The 23,379-nt window shown below is 70.1% G+C and carries 23 protein-coding genes; 21 read left to right on the top strand and 2 right to left on the bottom strand.

What is annotated here, in order from left to right; translation table 11 throughout:
• Positions 1-45 precede the first annotated feature (45 nt).
• Complete coding sequence (locus ABD747_RS18775) at positions 46-1,047, top strand: TIGR03557 family F420-dependent LLM class oxidoreductase (protein WP_344807424.1); 1,002 nt, start codon at positions 46-48, stop codon at positions 1,045-1,047.
• A gap of 237 nt (positions 1,048-1,284) precedes the next feature.
• On the opposite strand, the gene ABD747_RS18770 is transcribed toward ABD747_RS18775, so the two are convergent.
• Positions 1,285-2,157, bottom strand: a complete 873-nt coding sequence (locus ABD747_RS18770) for a hypothetical protein (RefSeq protein WP_344807422.1) — start codon at positions 2,155-2,157, stop codon at positions 1,285-1,287.
• 290 nt (positions 2,158-2,447) lie between these two features.
• On the opposite strand from ABD747_RS18770, the gene ffh reads away from it, so the two are divergent.
• From ffh to ABD747_RS18725, 9 genes are all read left to right on the top strand, one after another.
• Positions 2,448-4,037 carry a signal recognition particle protein gene (gene ffh / locus ABD747_RS18765; RefSeq protein WP_344807421.1) on the top strand — a complete coding sequence of 530 codons (1,590 nt, stop codon included), beginning with the start codon at positions 2,448-2,450 and terminating at the stop codon, positions 4,035-4,037.
• A gap of 4 nt (positions 4,038-4,041) precedes the next feature.
• Complete coding sequence (locus ABD747_RS18760; protein ID WP_344807419.1) at positions 4,042-5,127, top strand: amidohydrolase family protein; 1,086 nt, start codon at positions 4,042-4,044, stop codon at positions 5,125-5,127.
• Complete coding sequence (locus ABD747_RS18755) at positions 5,124-8,090, top strand: alpha/beta fold hydrolase (protein ID WP_344807418.1); 2,967 nt, start codon at positions 5,124-5,126, stop codon at positions 8,088-8,090. Before ABD747_RS18760 ends, ABD747_RS18755 begins: the two co-directional genes overlap by 4 nt.
• On the top strand, positions 8,083-8,955 hold the full coding sequence (locus tag ABD747_RS18750) for an ABC transporter permease (protein ID WP_344807417.1): 873 nt from the start codon (positions 8,083-8,085) through the stop codon (positions 8,953-8,955). Before ABD747_RS18755 ends, ABD747_RS18750 begins: the two co-directional genes overlap by 8 nt.
• Positions 8,956-9,027: 72 nt before the next feature.
• Positions 9,028-9,969: a glutamate ABC transporter substrate-binding protein gene (locus ABD747_RS18745; protein WP_344807416.1), complete on the top strand. Its 942-nt coding sequence runs from the start codon at positions 9,028-9,030 to the stop codon at positions 9,967-9,969.
• The gene (locus ABD747_RS18740) at positions 9,966-10,613 is read left to right on the top strand and encodes an amino acid ABC transporter permease (protein ID WP_344807415.1); all 648 of its coding nucleotides are present in this window, start codon (positions 9,966-9,968) and stop codon (positions 10,611-10,613) included. Before ABD747_RS18745 ends, ABD747_RS18740 begins: the two co-directional genes overlap by 4 nt.
• On the top strand, positions 10,610-11,497 hold the full coding sequence (locus tag ABD747_RS18735; protein ID WP_344807414.1) for an amino acid ABC transporter permease: 888 nt from the start codon (positions 10,610-10,612) through the stop codon (positions 11,495-11,497). The genes ABD747_RS18740 and ABD747_RS18735 overlap by 4 nt, the downstream gene beginning before the upstream one ends.
• 34 nt (positions 11,498-11,531) lie before the next feature.
• A complete protein-coding gene (locus tag ABD747_RS18730; RefSeq protein WP_344807412.1) occupies positions 11,532-11,816 on the top strand; it encodes an NAD(P)-binding domain-containing protein in 285 nt (94 codons plus the stop codon).
• Positions 11,813-12,400: an NAD(P)-dependent oxidoreductase gene (locus tag ABD747_RS18725; protein WP_344807410.1), complete on the top strand. Its 588-nt coding sequence runs from the start codon at positions 11,813-11,815 to the stop codon at positions 12,398-12,400. The genes ABD747_RS18730 and ABD747_RS18725 overlap by 4 nt, the downstream gene beginning before the upstream one ends.
• Before the next feature lie 111 nt (positions 12,401-12,511).
• Here ABD747_RS18725 and ABD747_RS18720 read toward each other — a convergent pair whose 3' ends face one another.
• A complete protein-coding gene (locus ABD747_RS18720; RefSeq protein WP_344807408.1) occupies positions 12,512-13,225 on the bottom strand; it encodes a dienelactone hydrolase family protein in 714 nt (237 codons plus the stop codon).
• Positions 13,226-13,579: 354 nt separating this feature from the next.
• Between ABD747_RS18720 and rpsP the strand changes: the two genes are divergently transcribed.
• From rpsP to ABD747_RS18665, 11 genes are all read left to right on the top strand, one after another.
• Positions 13,580-14,014: a 30S ribosomal protein S16 gene (gene rpsP, locus ABD747_RS18715; RefSeq protein ID WP_344807406.1), complete on the top strand. Its 435-nt coding sequence runs from the start codon at positions 13,580-13,582 to the stop codon at positions 14,012-14,014.
• A gap of 2 nt (positions 14,015-14,016) precedes the next feature.
• Positions 14,017-14,292 (top strand): RNA-binding protein, encoded by a 276-nt coding sequence (locus tag ABD747_RS18710; protein ID WP_344807404.1) that lies wholly within the window; start codon positions 14,017-14,019, stop codon positions 14,290-14,292.
• A gap of 155 nt (positions 14,293-14,447) precedes the next feature.
• Positions 14,448-15,020 (top strand): ribosome maturation factor RimM, encoded by a 573-nt coding sequence (gene rimM / locus ABD747_RS18705; RefSeq protein ID WP_344807402.1) that lies wholly within the window; start codon positions 14,448-14,450, stop codon positions 15,018-15,020.
• A 224-nt stretch (positions 15,021-15,244) separates the two neighbouring features.
• Complete coding sequence (gene fucP / locus ABD747_RS18700; RefSeq protein WP_344807400.1) at positions 15,245-16,594, top strand: L-fucose:H+ symporter permease; 1,350 nt, start codon at positions 15,245-15,247, stop codon at positions 16,592-16,594.
• Positions 16,591-17,877, top strand: coding sequence for an ABC transporter substrate-binding protein (locus ABD747_RS18695; RefSeq protein ID WP_344807398.1), 1,287 nt, complete (start codon positions 16,591-16,593; stop codon positions 17,875-17,877). The genes fucP and ABD747_RS18695 overlap by 4 nt, the downstream gene beginning before the upstream one ends.
• A 239-nt stretch (positions 17,878-18,116) precedes the next feature.
• Complete coding sequence (gene trmD, locus ABD747_RS18690; protein WP_344807396.1) at positions 18,117-19,295, top strand: tRNA (guanosine(37)-N1)-methyltransferase TrmD; 1,179 nt, start codon at positions 18,117-18,119, stop codon at positions 19,293-19,295.
• 92 nt (positions 19,296-19,387) lie between these two features.
• Entirely contained in the window at positions 19,388-20,704 is a 1,317-nt protein-coding gene (locus tag ABD747_RS18685; RefSeq protein ID WP_344807394.1) for an MFS transporter, read from the top strand.
• Positions 20,705-20,904: 200 nt separating this feature from the next.
• Complete coding sequence (locus ABD747_RS18680; protein WP_344807392.1) at positions 20,905-21,891, top strand: ATP-binding cassette domain-containing protein; 987 nt, start codon at positions 20,905-20,907, stop codon at positions 21,889-21,891.
• On the top strand, positions 21,888-22,736 hold the full coding sequence (locus ABD747_RS18675) for an ABC transporter permease (RefSeq protein WP_344807390.1): 849 nt from the start codon (positions 21,888-21,890) through the stop codon (positions 22,734-22,736). The genes ABD747_RS18680 and ABD747_RS18675 overlap by 4 nt, the downstream gene beginning before the upstream one ends.
• Positions 22,737-22,759: 23 nt before the next feature.
• Positions 22,760-22,957, top strand: coding sequence for a DNA-binding protein (locus ABD747_RS18670; RefSeq protein WP_344807388.1), 198 nt, complete (start codon positions 22,760-22,762; stop codon positions 22,955-22,957).
• Positions 22,958-22,972: 15 nt separating this feature from the next.
• Entirely contained in the window at positions 22,973-23,350 is a 378-nt protein-coding gene (locus ABD747_RS18665) for a type II toxin-antitoxin system death-on-curing family toxin (RefSeq protein WP_344807386.1), read from the top strand.
• Positions 23,351-23,379 lie beyond the last annotated feature (29 nt).

Genomic DNA, 23,379 nt, shown 5'->3' with positions numbered 1-23,379 from the left:
AGGGCACGTCGTCCGGTGCCCTGGCCCATCGGCGAGGATGGAGGCGTGACGAAACTCCAGATCGGCTATGCGGCCATGCTCGAGCAGTTCCATCCGACCGAGGTGCTGGAGCTGAGCGCGTACGCGGAGAGCCAGGGTTTCTCCGGCGTGATGGCGGCCGACCACTTCCAGCCGTGGGTGCCGAAGCAGGGCCAGGCTGCGTTCGTCTGGAACGTGCTCAGCGCGCTCGGTCAGGTGACCACGGGAGACCTCGGCCCGGGGGTGACCGCGCCGAGCTTCCGCTGGCACCCGGCGATGGTCGCGCAGGCGTCCGCCACCCTCGCCGCGATGTATCCCGGCCGGCACTGGCTGGGGCTCGGATCCGGCGAGGCGCTGAACGAGCACGTGATCGCCGGCTACTGGCCCGAAGGGCCCGAGCGGCTCAACCGGATGTTCGAGGCGATCGAGGTGATCAAGAAGCTGTTCGCCGGTTCGATCGCCGGCAAGGACGTGAAGCACAGCGGTGAGTTCTTCAAGCTGGAGTCGACCCGGTTGTGGACGATGCCGGACGAGGCGCCGCCGATCTATATCGCCACGGCTGGTCCGGTGACCGCGAGAAGGGCCGGCCGGACCGTCGACGGGCTGATCACCGTCGGTGCCCCACTGGAGAAGATCGAGGGCCTGTTCGCGAAGTTCGACGCCGGCGTCCGCGAGTCCGACCGGCAGCCGGAGGACCTGCCCAAGATCTTGCAGCTGCACCTGTCCTGGGCCGCGACCGACGAGGAGGCGCTGACCAACGCAATGGTCGAGTGGCCCAACGGCGGGATGAAGTTCCCGAAGGCCGACATCCGCTCCCCGTTCGACTTCGAGCAGATGGCCAAGCTGGTCCGCCCCGAGGACTTCGGGGGCCGGATGGTGATCAGCTCCGACCCCGACGAGCACCGGGCCTACATCCAGAAGTTCGTCGACCTGGGCTTCGACCGGATCTATCTGCACAACGTCGGCCGCAACCAGAAGGAGTGGGCCGAGGTCTTCGGCCGCGAGGTGCTGCCGAAACTCGCCCGCTGAGCACCAGACGCCCGACCCGGGCCGACCTCGCTCGCTCTGCACCCACTTCGCTCGGCGAGCTTCACGCGCGAAGTGGGTGAAAACCGCGCGAAGTTGCGCTGGCGGGCGAGCCGGTCGTACACCCGCGCCGAGTCGTACGCCCAGCGCCGAGTCGTACGCCCAGCGCCGAGTCGTACGCCCAGCCGAGCCGGCCGACCGCGCCGCGCCGCCAAACCGGCGGTGACGTGCCGGCCGGGTTCAGCCCCGCTCGACCCGCTTGAGCTCGGGCTGGCCCCGGCCGATCATCTCGCGCAGGTCGCCGAACAGCTTGCAGACCTCGTCGGCCGCAGGGACAACGTCGAAGGACAGGGTCTGGTTGGGCTCGTCGTAGGCGACCCAGAGCTCGCGATCGTAGAGCGCGAGATCGCGCGGCACGTCGCGGCGGGGAAAGGCCCGGCGGAACTCGCTGACGGTCATCCAGAACGTCTCGGTGTCGCCGGTGTGCCGCCAGTAGTAGCCCATCACCTCCGGATTCGCCAGGTCCTCGCGCATCACGTCCAGATCGTCGTCGTCGATCAGCACCAGCCGGGTCTTGACCGACATCGCCTTGTCCCGGAGCCCGTTCAGATAGTGGCCGGCCTCGCGCTCGAAGAACCAGCGGAACGTCGTCCGGTGCGTGCCCTCGTAGGAGTCCGCGTGGCTGATGGCCATCCCCAACAGCGTCAGATAGGCCGGCACGCCGACGTACGGGATGCTGCGGAAGCTGTCCGACAGCGACGCCTTGATCAGCGCGGTCAGGGCCTCGTTGTGCCGCGGTGCGGCGGACAACATGGTCAGCGCCTCGTCGGCGTACGTCAGCCGCCGAGTCAGCAGCTCGACCTTGTGCTGCATTTCGGTCAGGGTCCGGACCGACTCGTCGGTCACCTCGGTCTGCGCCTTGAACAGCTCGAACAGCCAGCCGCCGGCGAAGCCGACGATGCCGAAGGCGATGTAGCTCGGCACCTGGCCGACCGAGAACGGGCTGGCCGAACGGGTCAGGAAGGCCACCGCCAGGTCGAACACGACACCGATCAGGGCACCCACCAGCGCCGACTTCACCAGCCGGCGATAGCTCAAGTGGTCGGGGCGCACCGGGACACCTTAGGCCGCCGCCGGCGCTCGCCCCGCCCCCGGACGCAAATTCCGGCCGCGGCGGGAATATCTGGGTCGCCGGCCCGGTTGTGGCCCCGATTGTCCGGCCGCGGGCGGATTTTCGACGCCGGTCGCTCGCACTCGATACCCCCGCCGGCGGCAGTTTCGCGCCGGGGGCGACATGTCGGGCCAGCGCTCACCGCGGACCTGGCTTCACGCGTACGCGGGTGTCAGGCTCGTTGAGTAGGCTGACGCGAGCAGCACCCGACTGAGATCTCGAGGAATCCGTAGTGTTCGACACTCTGCAGGACCGCCTGGCGGCGACGTTCAAGAGCCTCCGCGGCAAGGGCCGGATCACCGAGGCCGACATCGACGAGACCGCGCGGGAGATCCGGCGCGCGCTGCTCGAGGCCGACGTCAACCTGGCCGTGGTGAAGGATTTCGTCGCGGCCGTCCGCGAGCGGGCTCGCACCGTCGAGCTGCATGCAGCGCTCAACCCGGCGCAGCAGATCATCAAGATCGTCGACGAGGAGCTCGTCTCGATCCTGGGCGGCGAGACCCGGACGATCCGATTCGCCAAGCGCCCACCGACCGTCATCATGCTCGCCGGCCTGCAGGGCGCCGGCAAGACCACGCTGGCCGGCAAGCTGGCGCTGTGGCTCAAGGGTCAGGGCCACTCGCCCCTGCTGGTCGCGGCCGACCTGCAGCGTCCGAATGCGGTCAGCCAGCTGCAGATCGTCGGTCAGCGGGCCGGCGTCCACGTCTTCGCGCCGGAACCGGGCAACGACTCGTCCCGGGTCGATCTCGATCGGCCGACGGGCAATCCGGTCGAGGTCGCCCGCAAGTCGATCTGGGAGGCCGAGCGCAAGCTCTACGACGTCGTCATCGTCGACACCGCCGGCCGGCTGGGCATCGACGCGGACCTGATGAAGCAGGCCGCGGACATCCGCGACGCGGTGCATCCCGACGAGGTCTTGTTCGTCGTCGACGCGATGATCGGCCAGGACGCGGTGAACACCGCCAACGCGTTCCTCGAGGGCGTCGGCTTCGACGGGGTCGTGCTCACCAAGCTCGACGGTGACGCCCGCGGCGGTGCCGCCCTGTCGATCGCCCGGGTGACCGGCAAGCCGATCATGTTCGCCTCCAACGGCGAGGGGCTGAAGGACTTCGACGTCTTCCACCCCGACCGGATGGCGAGCCGGATCCTCGGCATGGGCGACATGCTGACCCTGATCGAGCAGGCCGAGAAGACCTTCGACGCCGAGCAGTCGGCGAAGGCCGCCGCGAAGCTCACCGGCCAGGGTGGGGAGTTCGGGCTCGGGGACTTCCTGCAGCAGATGCAGATGGTCCGCAAGATGGGCCCGCTCTCCAAGATCTTCGGAATGCTGCCGGGGATGGGCGAGCTGAAGGACCAGATCAACAACATCGACGAGTCCGAGGTCGACCGGATCGAGGCGATCATCCATTCGATGACGCCGGCCGAGCGTGACAACCCGAAGATCATCGACGGGTCTCGCCGAGCCCGCATCGCCAAGGGCTCCGGGACCGCGGTCAGCGAGGTGAACTCCCTGGTCAGCCGCTTCTTCGACGCCCGCAAGGCGATGACGGCGATGGCCAGCGGCAAGATCCCCGGGATGCCCGGACTGCCCGGTGCCGGGGCGAATCGCAAGCAGCAGGCCAAGAAGCCGAAGAAGAACGCCCGCGGTGTCTCCGGCAACCCGGCCAAGCGGGCCGCGGCGGCTCAGGGCGGGGCCGCCGAGCAGCCGGTCGATCCGGCGGCGGCCTTCGGCCAGCAGATGGATCCGGCCGCCCTTCAGGAGGCGATGAAGGACTTCCAGCTCCCGTCCAACCTCAGCAAGATGTTCGACCAGGGCAAGTAGCCCGTTGAACGCTGCCGGCCGGTTCAACGTCAGCGGGTATGTGCTGCCCGAAGGGGATCGTCGCGACCTGTGGATCGCGGACGGCGTGATCCGGACCGAGCCGGTCGCGGACGCTCAGACGCTGTCGAGCGGCGGCTGGATCATGCCGGGGCTGGTGGACGCGCACTGCCACGTCGGGCTGGAGGCGACCGGTGCCGTGCCGCGGGAGCGGGCCGAGCAGCACGCGCTGGCCGACCGGGACGCCGGTGCGCTGCTGCTCCGCGACGCCGGCAGCCCGGCCGACACCCGCTGGATCGACGACCGCGACGACCTGCCCCGGCTGATCCGGGCCGGCCGGCACATCGCCCGGCCCATGCGCTACATCCGCAACTTCGCCGACGAGGTCGAGCCGGCCGACCTGGTCGCCACGGTCGAGCGGCAGGCGGCCCGCGGGGACGGTTGGGTGAAGCTCGTCGGGGACTGGATCGACCGCGACGCCGGCGACCTGACCCCGCTGTGGCCGGTCGAGGCGGCGACCGCCGCGATCGCCCGGGCGCACGAGCTGGGCGTCCGCGTCACAGCGCACGTGTTCGGTGAGCAGGCCGCCGCGGAGCTGGTCCGGGCGGGCATCGACGGGATCGAGCATGGCACCGGGCTCGACCCTGACACCCTCGCGCTGATGGCGCGGCGCCGGGTGGCGCTGGTGCCGACGATGATCCAGCTGGACAACTTCGAGTCCTACGCGCGGGCCGGCGAGGCGAAGTTCCCCACGTACGCGGCGCACATGCGGGCCCTGTACGCGCGCCGGTTGGAGACCTTCCGGACCGCGTACGAGCTCGGCGTGCCGATCTACGCCGGCACCGACGCCGGCGGCTCGCTGCCGCACGGTCTGGTCGGCTCCGAGATCGCCCGGATGGGAGAGTTCGCCCCGGCGGAGTACGCCCTCGGCGCCGGTTCGTGGCTGGCTCGGGAATGGCTCGGCCGGCCCGCGACGCTGGCCGAGGGCGTGCCGGCCGACCTGGTCGTCGTCGACACGGATCCTCGACTCGATCTCGGTGTGCTGCGTGCTCCGCGGCTGGTGGTCCTGCGGGGCCGGCCGGTCGCCCAGTGAGCCGGCTGCGCGCGAACCGGCTGCGCGCGAACCGGCTCCGCCCCCTGCTCGCCACCCTAGGCGCCATCGCCTGTCTGCTCGCCGGTCCGGTCGCACCGGCGGTCGCCGACACACCCGTCACCGAGACCGCCACCCGGGTGGCCACGGTGCCCGAACCGGACGGGGCGCCGGTCAGCCTCGACGTCTCCCTGTTCACCACCGACCCGGCCCAGCCGCGACCGGCGATCGTGCTCGCGCACGGCTTCGGCGGCAGCAAGAACGACAGCCGCGGCCCGGCCGAGACGCTGGCCCGGGACGGTTACACGGTGATCACGTACACGGCTCGGGGCTTCGGGCGCTCCGGCGGACGGATCCACCTGGACGACCCGGCCTACGAAGGCGCCGACACGACGACGCTGGTCGACTTCGCCGCCGGCCGGGCCGAGGTCGAGAAGACGGGCCCCGACGATCCGGTGATCGGCTTCGCCGGAGCCTCCTACGGCGGCGCCGCCACCTTCCTCGCGGCCGCGCTGGACAAGCGGGTGGACGCCATCGTGCCGGCGTTCACGTATCACAGCCTGACGCAGTCGCTGTTCCCCCAGTACGCGACGAGCTCGGGGACGCCGACCTCGCTCGCCGGGTTCACCCCGATCGACGAGGCGGGCGTGTTCAAGCAGCGCTGGTCCGCTCTGCTGTTCGGTGGCGGTGGCGGCAGCGCCGGCCAGGTGTGCGGCAGGTTCGATCGCTCGCTGTGCGCCGGCTACCTCGCCACCGCGCAGTCCGGGCGCCCGAGCCCGGCGCTGCTGTCCCTGCTCGGCCGTTCCGACCTCGGCCCGCAATTGAGCAGGATCACCGCGCCGACTCTGATCATCGCCGGCCTCCAGGACACCTTGTTCCCGCTCGACCAGGCCGATGCGAACCTGCTCGGCCTCCCCGCCGGCACGACCGCCAGCATGTCCTGGGTCAACGGCGGCCACGACGCGGCGATCTCCTTCGACGACCTGATGCCGCAGCTCCAGGCCTGGTTCGCCAGCTATCTGAAGCATCAGCCGGTGCCGTCCGGAGCGGCGGGCAGCCAGGTCGTCGCCAGCCCGTTCAGCCTGGTCATCCCGCAGACGTCGTTGGTCGGCGACGTGGGCGATCGGCGCAATCGACGCGCGTGGACCGCGCCGGTCTATCCCGGCCGGGCGGGCGCGGCCGTGCCGACCCGGACCGTTCCGATCGCCGGCAGAGCCCAGCAGATCGTCTCGCCGCCGGGCGGCACCCCGGCCTCGCTGACCAGCCTGCCCGGCACCGGCAGCGTGCTCGCCACGGCGTCCAGCATCGCCGGGTATGCGCTCGGTGTGCTGCCGAACCAGTCCGCGACCTTCACCGGGGAGCCGCTGACCGAGCCGCTCTCGCTCGTGGGCAGCGGGCGGGTCCGGCTGTCGGTGACCTCGTCGGCGGCGAGCGCCACGTTGTTCGTCTCGGTCTGGGATCTCGGGCCCGACCTCGCGGCCGGCCCGTCGGCGAGCTCCTCGACCGCCGGTGATTCGGGCGGACCCGGTTCGGGCGGGCCTGGGGCGGACGGATCCGGTTCGGGCGGGGCCGGCGACGGGACGCGACAGGGGAGCGCCGCCCGGGCGACCCCGGGCAGTGCGGTGCTGCCCGGCCTCGCGGTGTCCCCGGTTCAGTTGTCCGGGCTCACTCCCGGCACGCCGACCCAGGTCGAGGTCGCGCTACCGGCGGTCTCGCACCAGGTTCCGGTCGGGCACCGGCTGCAGCTCGTGGTCTCCAGCACCGACCAGGCCTACGCGGTGCCGAGCCGGGCGGCGACGTACCGGATCGGGCTGGCTGGGCCCGCCGAACTGACCCTGCCGGTCGTCGACGCCGCCCAGGTCGGAGCCGGGACGCTGGACGTGCCGCTGCCGCTGGTCATCGTGGTCGGCGCGCTCATGCTGGCCGCGGGCACGGCGGCGCTCGTCTTCTGGTTGCGGCAACGAGCCGCGCGACCGCGGGAGGATCTCCGCGACGTGCCGCTGGTGGTGCAGGACCTGGTGAAGACGTACGGGCTCAGGCGGTTCGGGCGGCGCGGCCGCGGGCTGAAGGCCGTCAACGGCGTGTCGTTCGAGGCCCGGCCCGGCCAGGTGGTCGGGCTGCTCGGCCCGAACGGCGCCGGCAAGACGACTGTGCTGCGGATGCTGGTCGGGCTGATCCGCCCGGACAGCGGATCGGTCTACGTGGGCGGCGAGCCGGTGCACGCCGGGGCGGACGTACTGGGCTCGGTCGGCGCCTTCATCGAGGGACCGGGCTTCCTGCCGCATCTGTCCGGGATGGAGAACCTGCGGGCGTACTGGGCGGCCACCGGACGCCCGATCGAGGAGGCCGGGTTGGAACAGGCGCTGGCCATCGCCGGCCTCGATCACGCCATCGACCGCAAGGTCCGCGGCTACAGCCAGGGCATGCGGCAGCGGCTCGGCATCGCCCAGGCGATGCTCGGCCGGCCGGAGCTGCTGCTGCTGGACGAGCCGACCAACGGTCTCGACCCGCCGCAGATCAAGGCGATGCGGACCGTACTGCACGACTACGCCGCCACCGGGCGCACGGTAGTGGTGTCCAGCCATCTGCTGGCCGAGGTGCAGCAGACCTGTACGCACGTGGTGGTTATGCACAAGGGCAAGGTGATCCTGACCGGGTCGATGGCAGAGCTGACGGCGACCGACGACGTGACGGTGCTCGGACTGAGCTCCGAGGCCGACCGGGGCCGGGCGCTCGAGCTGCTGGCCGGGATGGGGATGGAGACCACGGTCGACGTCGGCCTCGGCGATCGGGACGGGCTGATCCGCTGCCACGGCCCGGTGCCGCGGCCGGACCTGGTCGCGGCCCTGGTGGGCGCCGGGATCGGCGTCGACTTCGTCGACGGCCACCGGCAGCTGGAAGAGGTCTTCATGACCCTGGTCGGTCCGGACGGGATCACCGAACCCGGAGCGGACGCCGATGACTGAGCTCGGAGCGGGACAGGTCGCCGCGCGCGTGCCGGCGAGCCGGGCGACCCGGGCGCTGCCGATCCGCGCCGAGCTGATCCGTCAGCTCAAGCGCCGGCGGACCCAGGGCATCTTCATCGTGCTGGTGCTGCTGCCGCTGATCTTGATCCTGGCGTTCTGGCTGGGCAGCGACGAGAGCGGATCGGCAACGGGTGCGCGGACGTTCGTCGACCTGGCGCAGGACAGCGGCGCGAACCTGACGGTGTTCACCATGTTCGCCTCGACCGGCTTCCTGCTGATCGTGATCGTGGCGTTGTTCACCGGCGACACGGTGCCGTCGGAGGCGAGCTGGTCGAGCCTGCGCTATCTGCTGGCCGCGCCGGTCCGGCGGGAACGCCTGCTGCGGCAGAAGATCATCGTCGCGGCGATCTCGTCGGTGGTCGCGCTGATCTTCCTGCCGGCCTGGACGCTGGTGGTCGGCGGGATCGCCTACGGCTGGGGGCCGTACGTCGGTCCGACCGGCGAGCAGCTGCCGCTCGGCACCTTCGTCGGCCGGCTCGCGATCATCGTCTGCTACTGCCTGATCAGTCTGTTGGTGGTCGGTTCGTTCGCCTTCCTGCTGGGAGTGTGGACCGATGCGCCGCTGGCGGCGGTCGGCGGCGCGGTGCTGCTGATGATCTTGTCCGCCATCTTGGACTCGATCCCGGCGCTCGGCGACATCCGTCAGGGACTGCCCGGCCACTATGCGTTCGACTGGGCCGACGCGCTGTCGCCGACCATCGACTTCTCCGACATGGTCACCGGCGCTTTGTGGTCGATCGGCTATGCCGTGGTGCTGACCACCGCTGCATTCTGGCACTTCCTGCGCAAGGACATCACCAGCTGAGTGGCGATCCCGGGAAGGCGCGCGGTGGGGATTACCGTGTAAAGCAGTTCCTTCCCCCAGAACGGAGTCTCCGTGTCCCCCTCGACAACCGTGCGACGCACGGCCGCCGCGATCGCTCTGGTGCTCGCGGCGGCCGGCCTGGCCGCCTGCGGCAACGACAAGAGCTCACTCGCCGGAAACCAGACCAACACCAGCGACTACGACCAGATCATCGCGAACGCTCCGGTGGCCGATGCGGGCACCGTGGACGGCAACGCCTGGGCCAAGAAGATCAAGGACCGTGGTCAGTTGCTGACCGGCGGTTCGGACTCCGGTCCGCTGTTCTCGATGAAGGATCCGAGCACCGGAAAGATCACCGGTTTCGACGCCGGGATGGCCCAGATGCTGTCGCACTACATCACCGGCAAGGCAGACGGGCCGATCGCGCTGACGGTGACCACCGTCGACACCCGGGAGACGGTGATCCAGAACGGCACCGTGGACACCGTGATCGCGACGTACTCGATCACGCCGCAGCGGGCCACCAAGGTCGCCTTCGCCGGACCGTACTACCGCTCCGGCGACGCGGTGATGGTGAAGTCGGACAACACCGACATCACCGGAGTCAAGGACCTGGACGGCAAGAACGTGGTCACCCAGCAGGGTTCCACCACCGCCGACCGGATCAAGCAGGTCGCTCCGGGCGCGAAGGTCACCCTGCTGCCCGACGACGCCCAGTGCCTGCAGGCGCTGAAGACGGGGCGGGCGGACGCGTACGTCATCGACGAGTCGATCCTGATCTCCGACGCCAGCGCGGACAAGACGGTGAAGGTGGTCGGTGAGCCGTTCTCCAACGACTACTACGGGATCGGCGTCACCCGCGACGACCCGGAGGCGAAGGCGTTCGTCAACGCCTGGTTGGAGAAGATCTTCGCCGACGGCAGCTGGGCGAAGATGTGGAAGGCCACGGTCGGCACGGTCGTCACCGGTGACGCCCCGCAGCCACCGAAGATCGGCTCCGCCGACGGCTCATGATCCAGGTCCTGGTCCAGAACCTGGGCGCGCTGTGGCATGGTCTGCTGACCACACTGGCGCTGACCGGGCTGGCGTTCGCGGGCGCACTCGTGCTCGGCACGGTGATGGCGGTCTTCCGGGTGAGCCCGATCGCGCCGCTACGGGTGATCGGGGCGGTGTTCGTCGAGTTGCTGCGCAACGTGCCGTTGCTCAGCCTGCTGATCCTGTTCGCGTACGGGCTGCCGTACCTCGGCGTCTCGATGTCGCTGTTCACGACCGCGGTCGTCTGCCTGTTGCTGGTGTCCGCCTCGTTCGTCTGTGAGGCGGTCCGCGGCGGGATCAACGCCGTCCCCGTCGGCCAGGCCGAGGCGGCCCGGGCGATCGGGCTGACCTTCGGCCAGTCGCTATCCACGGTGATCCTGCCGCAGGCGTTGCGCAGCATGGTGCAGCCGCTGGTGAACGTGTTCATCGGGGTCGCGCTCGGCTCGTCGCTGGCCGCGGCGATCGCGGTGCCCGAGCTGACCTACACCGCGCAGCAGGTCGGCAACCAGACCGCGGAGTCGATGCTGATGTTCGTGGTCAGCGCCGTGGTCTACATCGCCATCGCCATGCTCGGCGGCGGGATCGGGTCGGTGCTGGAACGCCGGCTGGCGGTGCAGCGATGAGCGCCCCGGCGGTCCGGGTGCTATTCGACGAGCCCGGCCCCCGCGGCCGGATGCGGATCCGGGTGCTCACCGTCGCGATCGTCGTCGGCGTGGCCGCGGTGCTGTTCTGGGCGTGGCACACGCTGTCCGCGACCGGCGAGCTGGCCTGGCCGAAGTGGAAACCGTTCGTCCAGCAGTGGGCGGTCTGGTTCATGCTGGCGGGGCTCAAGGGAACCTTGATCGTCGCGGTCGTCGCCTCCGTCGTGGCGTTTCCACTGGGTGCCCTGCTCGCGGTCGGCCGATCCGGCCGCAATCCGGTGCTGCGCCGGCTCTGCACGGCCTACATCGAGATCTTCCGCTCGGTGCCGACGCTGCTGCTGGTCTACATGTTCTTGTTCGCCCTGCCCGGGATCGGGCTCAACCTCGGCATCTTCGGCAAGCTGGTGGTGCCGATCATCATGATCAACGCCGCGGTGATCGCCGAGCTGGTCCGGGCCGGGATCAACGCGTTGGACCGCGGGCAGCGGGAGGCCGCGTACTCCGTCGGGATGACCGGAGCGCAGACCATGCGGCTGGTGATCATGCCGCAGGCGATCCGGTTGGTGCTGCCGGCCCTGGTCACCCAGCTGGTCGCGATCGTCAAGGACTCCACCCTGGGGTACGTCGTCAGCTACCCGGAGCTGATGAAGCAGGCGAACCTGCTGGCCAACAACACCAAGCTGCTGCTGCAGGCGTTCGTCGTGGTCAGCTTGATCTACGTGGTGATCAACTTCGCGCTGACCCGGCTGGCGATCTGGCTGGAGGGCCGGCTGCGACGCTCCCCGGGGACGGGCCGCCGGGGCGACGCCGAGGCGGCCGAGGAGGAGATCCAGCGGGACCTGCCGTCGGTCGTCGCGCCCCACTGAGTGGGCCTGGATCCCGCTGGGAGAGGGTGGAGACATGACCACGAACGCACCCCACGTCGCCCTGCTCGGGATCGGCACCATGGGAGCCGGGATGGCGCGCAACATCCTTGCGGCCGGCCTGCCGCTGACCGTGTGGAATCGCAGCGCGGACAAGGCTGCCCCGCTGGCCGAGCTCGGCGCAACGGTCGCGCCGAGTCCCGGTGCGGCGGTCGCCGGCGCCGACCTGGTGGTCACCATGCTGTTCGACGCCGAGTCGGTCGCGGAGGTGATGACCGCCGCAGCACCCGGACTGGTGCCGGCCAGCTGTGGGTGCAGATGAGCACGGTCGGGGTCGAGGGAGCCCTGGCGCTGGCGGGCTTGGCCGAGCGGCTCGGCGTCGGCTTCGTCGACGCTCCGGTGCTCGGCACCAAGAAGCCCGCCCAGGACGGCACGCTGGTGGTGCTGGCGGCCGGCTCGGACGAGCAGCTCGACACCTGCGCGCCACTGTTCGGGGCGGTCGGCGCCCGCACCGTGCGGGTCGGTGAGCCGGTCGAGGCGAGCCGGCTCAAGCTGGTCGCGAACGCCTGGGTGCTCGCGATGCTCGAGGGGATGGCCGAGTCGCTGAGCCTGGCCGAGGCGCTGGGTCTGGACCCGGAGCTGTTCCTGGCGGCGTTGCGCGGCGGTGCGATGGATGCGCCGTACGTCCAGCTCAAGGGCGCGGGGATGATCGCCGGTGAGTTCGCGCCGGCGTTCAGCGTCGACGGCGCGGCCAAGGACGCCGGGCTCATCCTGGACGCCGCCGACACCGCCGGAGTCCGGATGGACATCACTGGCACCACGGCCCGGCGGCTGCGCGAGGTGGCGGAGGCCGGTCACGGCGCCGAGGACATGTCGGCCGTCTTCCTGGCGGACCGCCGGCTGTGACCGGCGGTGTCTGGATCGCGGTCAGGGTGTCCACCTCGTGATCTGCTTCCTCGCCCTGGCGCGTACGAACCGGGGAGCAGCGTTCGCGTCGCCGGCCATTCCGTTCTTGCGCTACTGAGCACCCAGATGGTGGGCGAAGAACGCCTCGATCCGGCGCCAGGCGTCGGCGGCGGCGACCGGATCCGGGCCGGCGTGCATGATCCGGGCCAACGGCCGGAAGAACGCCGGTCCGTTCGGTGCGTCGTTGAGGAAGCTGTGACCCGCGCTGGGATAGGTGGCGACGTCGTGCGGAATGCCCGCTCGGCTGAGCGCGTCCTCCAGCTTGGCGGCGTACGGCCCGAACTGCCGGTCCTTCTCTCCGTACGACCCCACCACCGGGCAGGCTCCGCGCAGCACCTCGTCGATGTCGTCGGGCACCATCCCGTAGTTCACCGAGCTCACGTCGAACCCGCGGGAGGCGAGCACGACGGCGAAACCGCCGCCCATGCAGAACCCGATCACCCCGACCTTGCCGGTGCAGTCCGGCTGCTCGACCAGCCAGGCCCGGCACGCCTCGACCACCTCGAACGGTCGGCCCTGTCGCGACTGGAGCGCGCGCATCGCGGCGGCCATGCACCGCAGCCGGGAACCCTCGCCCAACAGGTCGGGAGCCATCACGAGATAACCGGCGCCGGCGAGCCGGGCCGCCTGGCGGCGCAGCACGTCGTCGATGCCCCACGCCTCGTGGATCATCACGACGCCCGGCCAAGGGCCCTCCCCGTCCGGACGGACCAGCACCACCCGCCGCCCGTCCACCGTCACGTCGTCGCTGCCGGTCGTCTGCACGCCTCCATCATCTCGTCGGGTGGCAGCCCGGCTGGCGGGTGCCCGGTCGCGCGCCGCAGGTCGATGGCGCGGTGTTCGCCGGCCCGCCCGAGCGTCGCCGGACGAGCGCCCGACTCTCGTCGATCGCGCAGCAGTCCTCGGCGAAGCGTTGAAATCCGGGCCGCCGCGGCCGCGAAGTTGGATCCGTGCTGTCGCTCTGGCAGAATGGCTCGCTGGTCTGTGAGCTCTGGTGCCCTCTCACGCCGTAGCCGCGGACCCCATTGGACTCCTCGGTGCGCGGACCCACCCACGCCCGCGGTGTCCGCCCCGGACTACGGCTCGACCGTATGACATGACACAGGAGTAACCACACACGTGGCCGTCAAGATTCGCCTGAAGCGACTGGGCAAGATCCGGTCGCCGCACTATCGCATCGTCGTCGCCGACTCGCGCACCAAGCGCGACGGCCGCTCGATCGAGGAGATCGGCAAGTACCACCCGAAGAACGACCCGTCGCTGATCGAGGTCGACTCCGAGCGCGCGCAGTACTGGCTCGGCGTCGGTGCTCAGCCCTCCGAAGCCGTGATCGCTCTGCTGAAGCGGACCGGTGACTGGCAGAAGTTCTCCGGCGACACCTCGCCGTCCGGGGTGCTGCCGCAGAAGGAGAAGTCCGACAAGACCGCCGCGTTCAACCGCGCGCTGGCCGAGTCGGGCGACGAGCCGAGCGCCTCGGCGATCTCGAGCAAGTCCGGCCGGTCCAGCTCCGAGGGCACCCCGGCCGAGACCGCCGACGCCGCCGACGAGGCCTGACCGTGCTCGCCGACGCCCTGGAGCATCTGGTCCGGGGGATCGTCGCGCACCCGGACGATGTCGTCGTCAAGGACAAGGATCTGCGCCGCGGGCGGCTGCTCGAGGTGCGGGTCAACCCGTCGGACGTGGGCAAGGTGATCGGCCGGTCGGGGCGGACGGCCAGCGCGCTGCGCACGGTCGTCGGGGCCCTGGCTGGCCGGGATCAGGTCCGGGTCGACTTCGTCGACGTCGACCGGCGCTCGTCCGGTGACGACCGGCGACGCGACCGTCGCCGCTGATCGGGTGAGCGGCCCCGAGCCGGGCGAGAGCCCGGCCGAGCCGAGCGCGCGCGAGCCGCTGGAAGTGCGCGGCGAGCGTCGGGTAGCGAGGTTCCGGGCTCTCACTTACGACCGAACGAGCAGCCGTGCTGTGCCGGCGGTAGCGGAGGTCGGCCGTGGCTGCGAGTGAGGGAGCAAGTGAGAGTCTGAAGGAACCGAGCGGGCGCGAGCCGCTGGAAGTACGCGTCGGCGTCGTGGGCCGGGCACACGGGGTCAAGGGCGAGGTCGCGGTTGAGGTGCGCACCGACGAGCCGGAACGGCGGTTCGCCGCCGGACAGATCCTGCGGATCGAGGACACCACCCGGACCCTCCGGGTGGTGTCCTCGCGTTTCCACGGCCGGCGACTGCTGGTCCGGTTCGCCGAGTTCGGTGACCGGACGGCGGCGGAGCGGTCGCTGGGCGTCGCGCTGGTCGCCGACGTGGACCCGGCGGAGCGGCCGGTGGATCCCGAGGAGTACTTCGATCGGCAGCTGGTCGGGCTGAGCGTGCGCTCCGCCGGCGGCCCGATCGTCGGCACGGTCGCGGCCGTGCTGCACCTCCCGGAGCAGGATGTGCTCGAGATCGACGTCGACGGCGCACGGCATCTGGTGCCCTTCGTGGCGGCGCTGGTGCCCGAGGTGGACCTGAGCTCGGGCGAGGTCCGGCTGGCCGACGTACGTGGTCTGCTCGGCGAGGGGGACGAGAACTGACCGTTCCCTGGTTCTGTCCCCCCAATGCCGCTCGCCGGGCTGTTCCGGGCGGTCGGGGCGTCACTGGAGGGACGAAATCAGGGCGGCGTTCCGGCGGTTGACCCAGGCTGTCGACGTCGGGCCCGGTGCAGTAGCGTCGTCAGGCACGCGAGCGCGCCGGTCGGGACCATCGCCTCGCCATCGGGGGAAGACGGTCGGTCACGAGCGACGAAGGGCAGCACGCGATGGCGCAGGCAGTGTCGAACGAAGAGACCTCTCCGCCCGCGGGAGGCGACGCGCACAAGGGCCGCTGGGTCTACCCAGGGATGGGGCTGCTGTTCGCGGCCATTGTCGGTTGTTTCACGGCCTGGGGGATCGCGGCCGATCTGACCACGCCGATGGTCGCCGGGTTCAAACGCATCTTCGACATGAGCACGTTCCAGGCCAGCCTGGTCCAGCTCGCCTACTTCGGGGCGTACTTCCTGCTGGCGCTGCCGGCCGCGTTCATCAACGAACGGTTCGGCTACAAGGTGGGGCTGCTGACCGGTCTGGCCCTGGCCGCCGCCGGCGCGTTCCTGTTCTATCCGGCCAGCAAGATCATGACGTTTTCGGCGTTCCTGATCGCGCTGTTCGCGATGGCCGCCGGGTGCTCCATCCTGGAGACCTCGGCCAACCCGTACGTGATGTCGCTCGGCCCGGAGGAGACCGCGACCCGGCGGCTGAACCTGGCCCAGGCGTTCAACCCGGTCGGCACCAATATCGGGGTGGCGCTGGCGGCGACCCTGATCCTGCCGAAGCTCGACGCGCCGGTCGACCTCGCCTCCGCCACGCCACAACAGATCCACGACATCAGAGCCGGCCAGCTCGCCGCGGTGATGGGTCCCTACATCGGGCTGGGCATCCTGCTGGTCATCATCTGGGTCCTGATCGCGATCCAGAAGTCACCCAAGATCGTCGAGGAGTTCCCCGACGCCGGCGACCTGAGCACCGGTGACATGTTCAAGATCTTGTGGCGCAACCGGCGCTATCGCTTCGGCGTGATCGCCCAGTTCTTCAACGTCGCCGCGCAGGTCTGCACCTGGACCTACATCATCGCCTACGTCCAGCAGGCCATCAACGGCTCGCTCGCCCTCGGCGGGCTGGTGCTGCAGGTCAGCCTGATCGTGTTCTTGATCTCCCGGTTCGTGATGACGTACGTGATCGGCCGGGTGCGACCGACCAAGGCGCTGGCCGCGCTCGCCCTGCTCGCGGTGCTGCTCTGCCTGTATGCCATGGCGGTGCCCAACCTCAGCGGGGTGATCGCCCTGGTGGCGGTCTCGTTCTGCCTGTCGCTGATGTTCCCGACCATCTACGGAGTGGCACTGACCGGCCTCGGTCCGGCCACCAAGTTCGGCGCGGCCGGGCTCGTGATGGCCATCGTCGGCGGAGCGATCATGCCGGTGATCCAGGGCCGGGTGCTCGACGCCACCAGCGCCTCGTTCTCCTTCCTGATTCCGGCCATCTGCTTCGCCGTCGTCGCCTCCTTCGCGTTCTACGACCTGCGGGCCGCCGAGGAGGTCCACTTCACCTCGGCCGCGGAAGGGGAGCTGGCATGAAGCTCACTCGTACGCTCGCCGCGATCGCAGCATCGCTGACCCTGGTCGCCGGGCTGTCCGCCTGCGGCACCGAGAGCGAGAGCAGCACCGAGCCGACCAAGAATCTCGAGCTGATCTCCTGGTGGACCTCCGGCTCGGAGGCCGAGGCGCTGAACGTGCTGATCGACGCGTTCAAGGCCAAGGATCCCGGCGTGACGGTGGAGAACGCACCCGTGGTCGGCGGCGGCGGCACCAACGCCCAGGTGGTGCTGACCCAGCGGCTGCTCGCCGGCGACCCGCCGGACGTCTGGCAGACGTTCCCGTCGGCGGCGCTGAAGAGCTATCAGAGCCAGCGCCAGCTCGCGGACGTCAGCTCGGTGGTCACCCAGACCGGGCTGAACCATACGTTGCCGCAGGTGATCCTGGACGGGCTGACCGTTGACGGCAAGCAGTACGGGGTGCCGACCAGCTCGCACCGCGGCAACATGCTGTTCTTCAATCGCGACGTGCTGAAGAAGGCGGGCGTCTCGGTGCCCGGCAACGGCTACACGACCAAGGACTGGATCGCCGACCTGAAGAAGGTGAAGGAGTCCGGCGCGGTGCCGCTCTGCGTCGGTGCCCAGGACGCGTTCACCACCGCCGCCCTGTTCGAGAACATCCTGCTCTCGGTGATCGGGCCGGAGGGCTGGGACCAGATCGTGGCCGACCGGTTCGACTGGAAGGGCGACCAGGTCAACCAGGCGCTGGACCTGTTCGGTCAGGCCCTGGACCAGGTCGATCCGCAGGCCGACGGACTGTCCTGGGACGCCGCCACCAAGAAGCTCGGCGACGGTGGCTGCGCGTTCGAGACGATGAACGACTCCGCCTTCGGCGAGCTGATCAAGGACGGCAAGGTCGACGGTACGACGTTCGGCGAGGTGCCGTTCCCGGGCACGGAGGCGACCTATGTCGCGGTGGTGGACACCTTCGTCCAGGCCCGGTCGGCGACGAACGCGAAGAACGCCTCCGACTTCTTGGCGGTGATCGCCGATCCGGCGGTGCAGCTGGCCTTCAGCAAGGCGAAGGGCTCGGTCCCGGTGCGGACCGACGTCGACGTCAGCTCGCTGACGCCGTACCAGCAGTCGGCTTCGACCGCGCTGCGCAACTCCCGGGTGCTGTGGTCGATCGTGCACGGCTCGGCGATGAGCCCGGCCTTCCAGCAGGGTTTCTACAGCGCGGTCGACGCGTACGTCCGCACCCGCGACGCGAAGGCGTTCAGTAACACCCTGATCGACGCGGTCGCCGCCGCTCCGCCCCAGCGCTAACCCGCCGCCTCCCGCCCGGCCACTCCCGACCTAGCCACCCGGTCCCGGCCACCCCGGTCCCGGCCACCCCGGTCCCGGCCACCCGGACCGGAAACTGTGCAGTTCTCGCAGCGACACGCCGGCCGACTCTGCGAGAGCTGCACAGTTTCCGGGGGACGTGAGGTTGCCGGGGAAGGAGGCTGAGGTGTCCGGGGGAAGGTGGGCGGTTGCCGGACCGGGCACTGTGGCACGGTATCCCGGTGCGTATCGACGTCGTCTCGATCTTCCCGGAATATCTGGCCCCGCTGCGGCTGTCGCTGGTAGGGAAGGCGATCGAGTCCGGCCTGATCGGGCTCGGCGTGCACGACCTGCGGCAGTGGACCCACGACCGGCATCGCACCGTCGACGACACTCCGTACGGTGGCGGCGCCGGGATGGTGATGCGTCCCGAGCCGTGGGGGGAGGCCCTGGACGAGCTCGCCGGCCCGGACACCAGGGTGCTGATCATGTCGCCGTCCGGGCGGCGGTTCGACCAGCGGCTGGCCGAGGAACTGGCGGCCGAGCCGCACCTGCTGCTGGCCTGTGGGCGGTACGAGGGGATCGACGCGCGGGTCGCCCGCTATGCCCGGACGCGGGCCAGGGTGGACGAGGTCAGCATCGGCGACTACGTGCTGAACGGGGGCGAGGCCGCCGCACTGGTCATCGCCGAGGCTGTCGTCCGGCTGCTGCCCGGCGTCATCGGCAATCCGGAGTCGCTGGCGGAGGAGTCGCACGCCGCCGGGCACGATCGGCTGCTGGAGTATCCGGTGTACACCAAGCCGCCCAGCTGGCGCGGTCTGGACGTACCCGAGGTGCTGTTCTCCGGTCATCATGCCCAGATCGCCGGCTGGCGGCGGGAACGGGCGATGGAACTGACCCGGGAGCGTCGGCCGGATCTGCTGCCGGCCGACGACGCAGCCGTCACCATCTCCCGGGCGACCCTGGCCGACGCCGGCGAGATCTTCACCCTGCAGCGCGCGGCGTTCGTCGCCGAGGGCCGGCTGCACGACTCGTTCGACTTCCCGCCGCTGACCGGCGACCTCGCGGCCACCGAGCGGATCATCGACGGCACGGTGTGCCTGACGGCGCGCCGGGCCGGGCGGCTGATCGGCTCGGTCTTCGGAGCGGTCCAGGGCGAGCGAGGGGACGAGTGGTTCATCGGCCGGCTGATGGTCGCCCCCGACCTGCAGGGCGCCGGCCTGGGCCGGCGGCTGCTGGCCGAGATCGAGGCTGCGGCTCCGCCGGAGGCCGCCCGATCCGTGCTCGTCACGGGTGCAGCGAGCGAGCTCAACCAGGCGTTCTATGCCCGTCGCGGTTACCGGATCGTGGCGGAGGAGATCCGCGGGTCCGTGCCGATCGTGGTGATGGAGCGCGACCGGAGAGCGGCCGGCGAAGGTTAGTGTTGCTATCGACCAGGATGGGTAAGGCCTAGGCGGAACCTTCGGTCGTCCAGCGACGACGCCTGCCGGCGCCGCTGGGAAAGCGAGATCGCATGCCCGGACCCACCCCGTCCCCCACCGCCGGCGAGAGCGTCCAGCGGGGACCCCTGAGCCACGACCAGCGCAATGCGTTCGTCGCGGCGTTCCTCGGCTGGACGATGGACGCGTTCGACTACTTCATCGTCGTCCTGGTCTATGCCGACATCGCCAAGGAGTTCGGCGTCCCGCTGACCCAGATGGCCTTCATCACCACCGTCACGCTGCTGATGCGGCCCGTCGGGGCCCTGATCTTCGGCACCTGGGCGGACCGGATCGGTCGACGGATCCCGCTGATCGTGGACGTCTGCTTTTACAGCCTGGTCGGATTCCTGTGCGCGTTCGCACCCAACTTCACCGTGCTGCTGATCCTGCGCCTGCTGTACGGCATCGGGATGGGCGGCGAGTGGGGTCTGGGCGCCGCGCTGGCGATGGAGAAGATCCCGACCCACCGGCGCGGGTTCTTTTCCGGCCTGCTGCAGGAGGGCTACTCCTTCGGCTACCTGCTGGCCGCGGTGGTCTACCTGATCCTGCACGAGGCGTTCGGGCTCGGCTGGCGCTGGCTGTTCGCGTTCTCCATCCTGCCGGCGCTGATCACCCTGATCATCCGCAGCCGGGTCAAGGAGTCGGAGGTCTGGGAGACCGCCAAGGAGCGCAAGATCTCCACCCAGACCTCGGCGGCGAAGGTGTTCGCGAATCCCGCGATCGTCCGCCGGTTCATCTTCTTGATCCTGCTGATGACCGCGTTCAACTGGATGAGCCACGGCACCCAGGACGTCTACCCGACGTTCTTGAAGGAGACCAGCGACGGGGGCGCCGGGTTGGCCGCCTCGACCGCGCTGATCATCGCGATCATCTACAACATCGGCGCGATCATCGGCGGCCTGGTCTTCGGCAGCCTGTCGGAGCGGTTCGGCCGCCGCCGGATCATCGTCTTCTGCGCGGTCCTCGGGCTGCCGATCGTGCCGATTTTCGCGTTCTCCCATACCGCCGGGATGCTGGCTCTGGGGTCGTTCCTGATGCAGCTGATGGTGCAGGGCGCGTGGGGGGTCATCCCGGCGCACCTGACCGAGCTGTCACCGGACGAGATCCGCGGCTTCTACCCCGGCGTGACGTACCAGCTCGGCAACTGTCTGGCCGCCTTCAACCTGCCGATCCAGCAGGCCCTGGCCGCCTCGCACGGCTATCCGTTCGCCCTGGCCGTCACCATCGTGCCGGTGCTGATCGCGGTCGCCCTGCTCACCGCGTTCGGACCGGAGGCGCGTGGCGTCAAGTTCGGCTCGGCGGAGAGCTCCGCCCTCGCGGCCGCCGGCACCCGCTCGTCCACCGGTTGATCGCCGCCCCGGACGTACCGAGCGGGCACCGATGGGCGCGAATTTCCGGTTCCGAGCCGGACACGCCGACGGCCGCGCCGCACATGGGGCCCGAGTGTCCAGTTCCGTCACCGGCCGAGGGGCGCTTGGCTGACAGTGGGCCCGTCGTCGTGACAGGCTCGTGTGCGCGTGATGTCAGCGAGTGATGTCACCATGATGTCATGAACGTGATCGAAGCAACCGGACTGAAGAAGCGGTTCGGTACTACCCAAGCCCTGGACGGGGTCGACCTGGCCGCCCGGCAGGGCAGTGTGCTGGGCGTGCTGGGGCCGAACGGCGCCGGCAAGACCACCGCCGTCCGAGTTCTGGCCACCCTGCTGCAGCCCGACGCCGGCAGCGCCCGGGTCGGCGGCTACGACGTGCTGAAGGAGCCGCAGAAGGTGCGCAACACCGTCGGGCTCACCGGCCAGTACGCCTCGGTCGACGAGGACCTCACCGGCACCCAGAACCTGGTCATGATCGGCCAGCTGCTCAACCTGAGCGGCCGCCAGGCCAAGGCCCGGGCCAAGGAGCTGCTGGCCTGGTTCGACCTGACCGAAGCTGCCAACAAGATGGCCAAGACCTACTCCGGCGGCATGCGCCGCCGGCTCGATCTCGCGGCCAGCCTGGTCGGCCGTCCCGCCGTCATCTTCCTGGACGAGCCCACCACCGGCCTCGACCCGGCCAAGCGCGAGGACATGTGGGACGTCATCCGCAACCTCGTCACCGAGGGATCGACCGTGCTGCTCACCACCCAGTACCTGGACGAGGCCGACGCACTCGCCGACGAGATCAGCGTGATCGACCACGGCCGGGTGATCGCCCATGACACCCCGGAGGGCCTGAAGCACGTCGTCGGCGGCCAGCGGATCGCGGTCCGCCCGATGGATCCGACCCGGCTGGAGGACGTGGCGAGCATCCTGGCCGAGATCGGCACCGGCACACCCGAGCCGTCCGGCCGCAACCAGCTCTCGGTCCCGGTGCCGGGCGAGGAGAGCCTGCCGCGCGCCGTCCAGCGGCTCGGCGACGAGGGCATCGCGGTGATGGAGCTGTCGCTCCATCTGCCCAGCCTCGACGAGGTGTTCCTCACCCTGACCGGCCGCCGCGCCGGCGACGACGAGCCGGCCGCCGGCCACACCGACCCCACCATCGAAGGGAAGGCAGCATGAGCGCCACCACCGTGGCCCGCCGTGCCGACACCGGCCGGCCGACCTCCTCTCTCGTTCCCGAGGGACCCGCCGCCGGCAGCCTGGCCGGCTATCTCCGGCACGTCCTGGTGGTCGCGAAGCGCAGCCTGATCAAGACCTGGCGGACGCCCGAGGCGCTGATCGACGTCACCGTCCAGCCGATCATCTTCCTGGCCATGTTCACCTACATCTTCGGCGGCGCGATCGCCCCCGACGGGTCACAGCAGCAGTACCTGCAGTTCCTGCTGCCCGGCATCCTCGGCCAGACCATCGCGATGGCCGGGATCGCGCTCGGCACCAACCTGAACACCGACATCGAGAAGGGCATCTTCGACCGGTTCCGGTCGCTGCCGATCGGTCGCTCGGTGCCCCTGGTCGGTGCCGTCACCGCAGACGTGGCGCGCTACATCACGCTCTGCGTGGTGACCATGGGCGCCGGTTACCTGATGGGCTTCCGGGTGATGACCGGACCGGCGCAAGCGTTCGCCGCGATGGGTCTGTGCATCGCGTTCGCACTCTGCTTCTGCTGGATCTCGGTGTTCATCGGCATGGTGGCGCGTACGTCCGGGTCGGTCCAGGCGCTCGGCTTCCTGATCGTGCTGCCGCTGAGCTTCGGCAGCAACACCTTCGTGCCGACCGCGACGATGCCCGGCTGGCTGCAGACCTTCGTCAACGTCAACCCGATCTCGCACCTCGTCTCCACCGTCCGGGCGCTGATGCTGGGCGGCTCGTACGGCACCGATCTGGCCTGGACGCTCGGCTGGATGGCCGTGCTGCTGGTGGTCTTCGTGCCGCTGGCGCTGTGGGGATACCGCAAGCGCGCTTGATACCGGGCTGATACCATGGCCGCATGGCGATGACCCTCCGACTCAGCAAGGAGCAGACCGAGGCGCTCCGGCGCAAGGCTGAGGAGGAGGGGCGGTCCATGCAGGAGGTTGCGCTCACTGCCGTGGACCAGTACGTGCGGGCTCGCCCGGAGCGGATTCGAACCATCGTCGCCGACATCATGGCCACCGATGCCGAGTTGCTGGACCGGCTGTCTCGCTAAGGCCCGGTTCGACGGATGGTCGACTATCTCAGCCTGGACGACGCGCTGGACATCGTCGAGCAGCTGCGCGTGGGTCCTGTTCGCGACACCGGGCTGCTGGCCTCCGCGGTCGCTCGACCACGGACCACCGTGTTCGGAGCGGACGCCTATCCCACTCTGGTCGACAAGGCGGCCGCGTTGCTGCATTCGGTCGCCCGCAACCATGCCCTGGTCGACGGCAACAAGCGCCTGTCGTGGGTGCTGACCCGAACCTTCCTCCGGCTGAACGGGCTCGACCTGCGAATCGAGGTCGACGACGCCGAGCGGCTGGTCGTCGGGGTCGCCGCCGGCCGGCTGGAGGCGGCCGAGGTGGCCGGCGTGCTCGCCGACCACCTCCTCGTCACGGACGAGTGAGCTCGCTCGTGCCTGACGCCTGGGGCGGG

This window comes from Microlunatus ginsengisoli (assembly GCF_039537205.1).
Classification (GTDB): domain Bacteria; phylum Actinomycetota; class Actinomycetes; order Propionibacteriales; family Propionibacteriaceae; genus Microlunatus; species Microlunatus ginsengisoli.
This window is presented reverse-complemented; position numbering and strand designations above follow the sequence as displayed.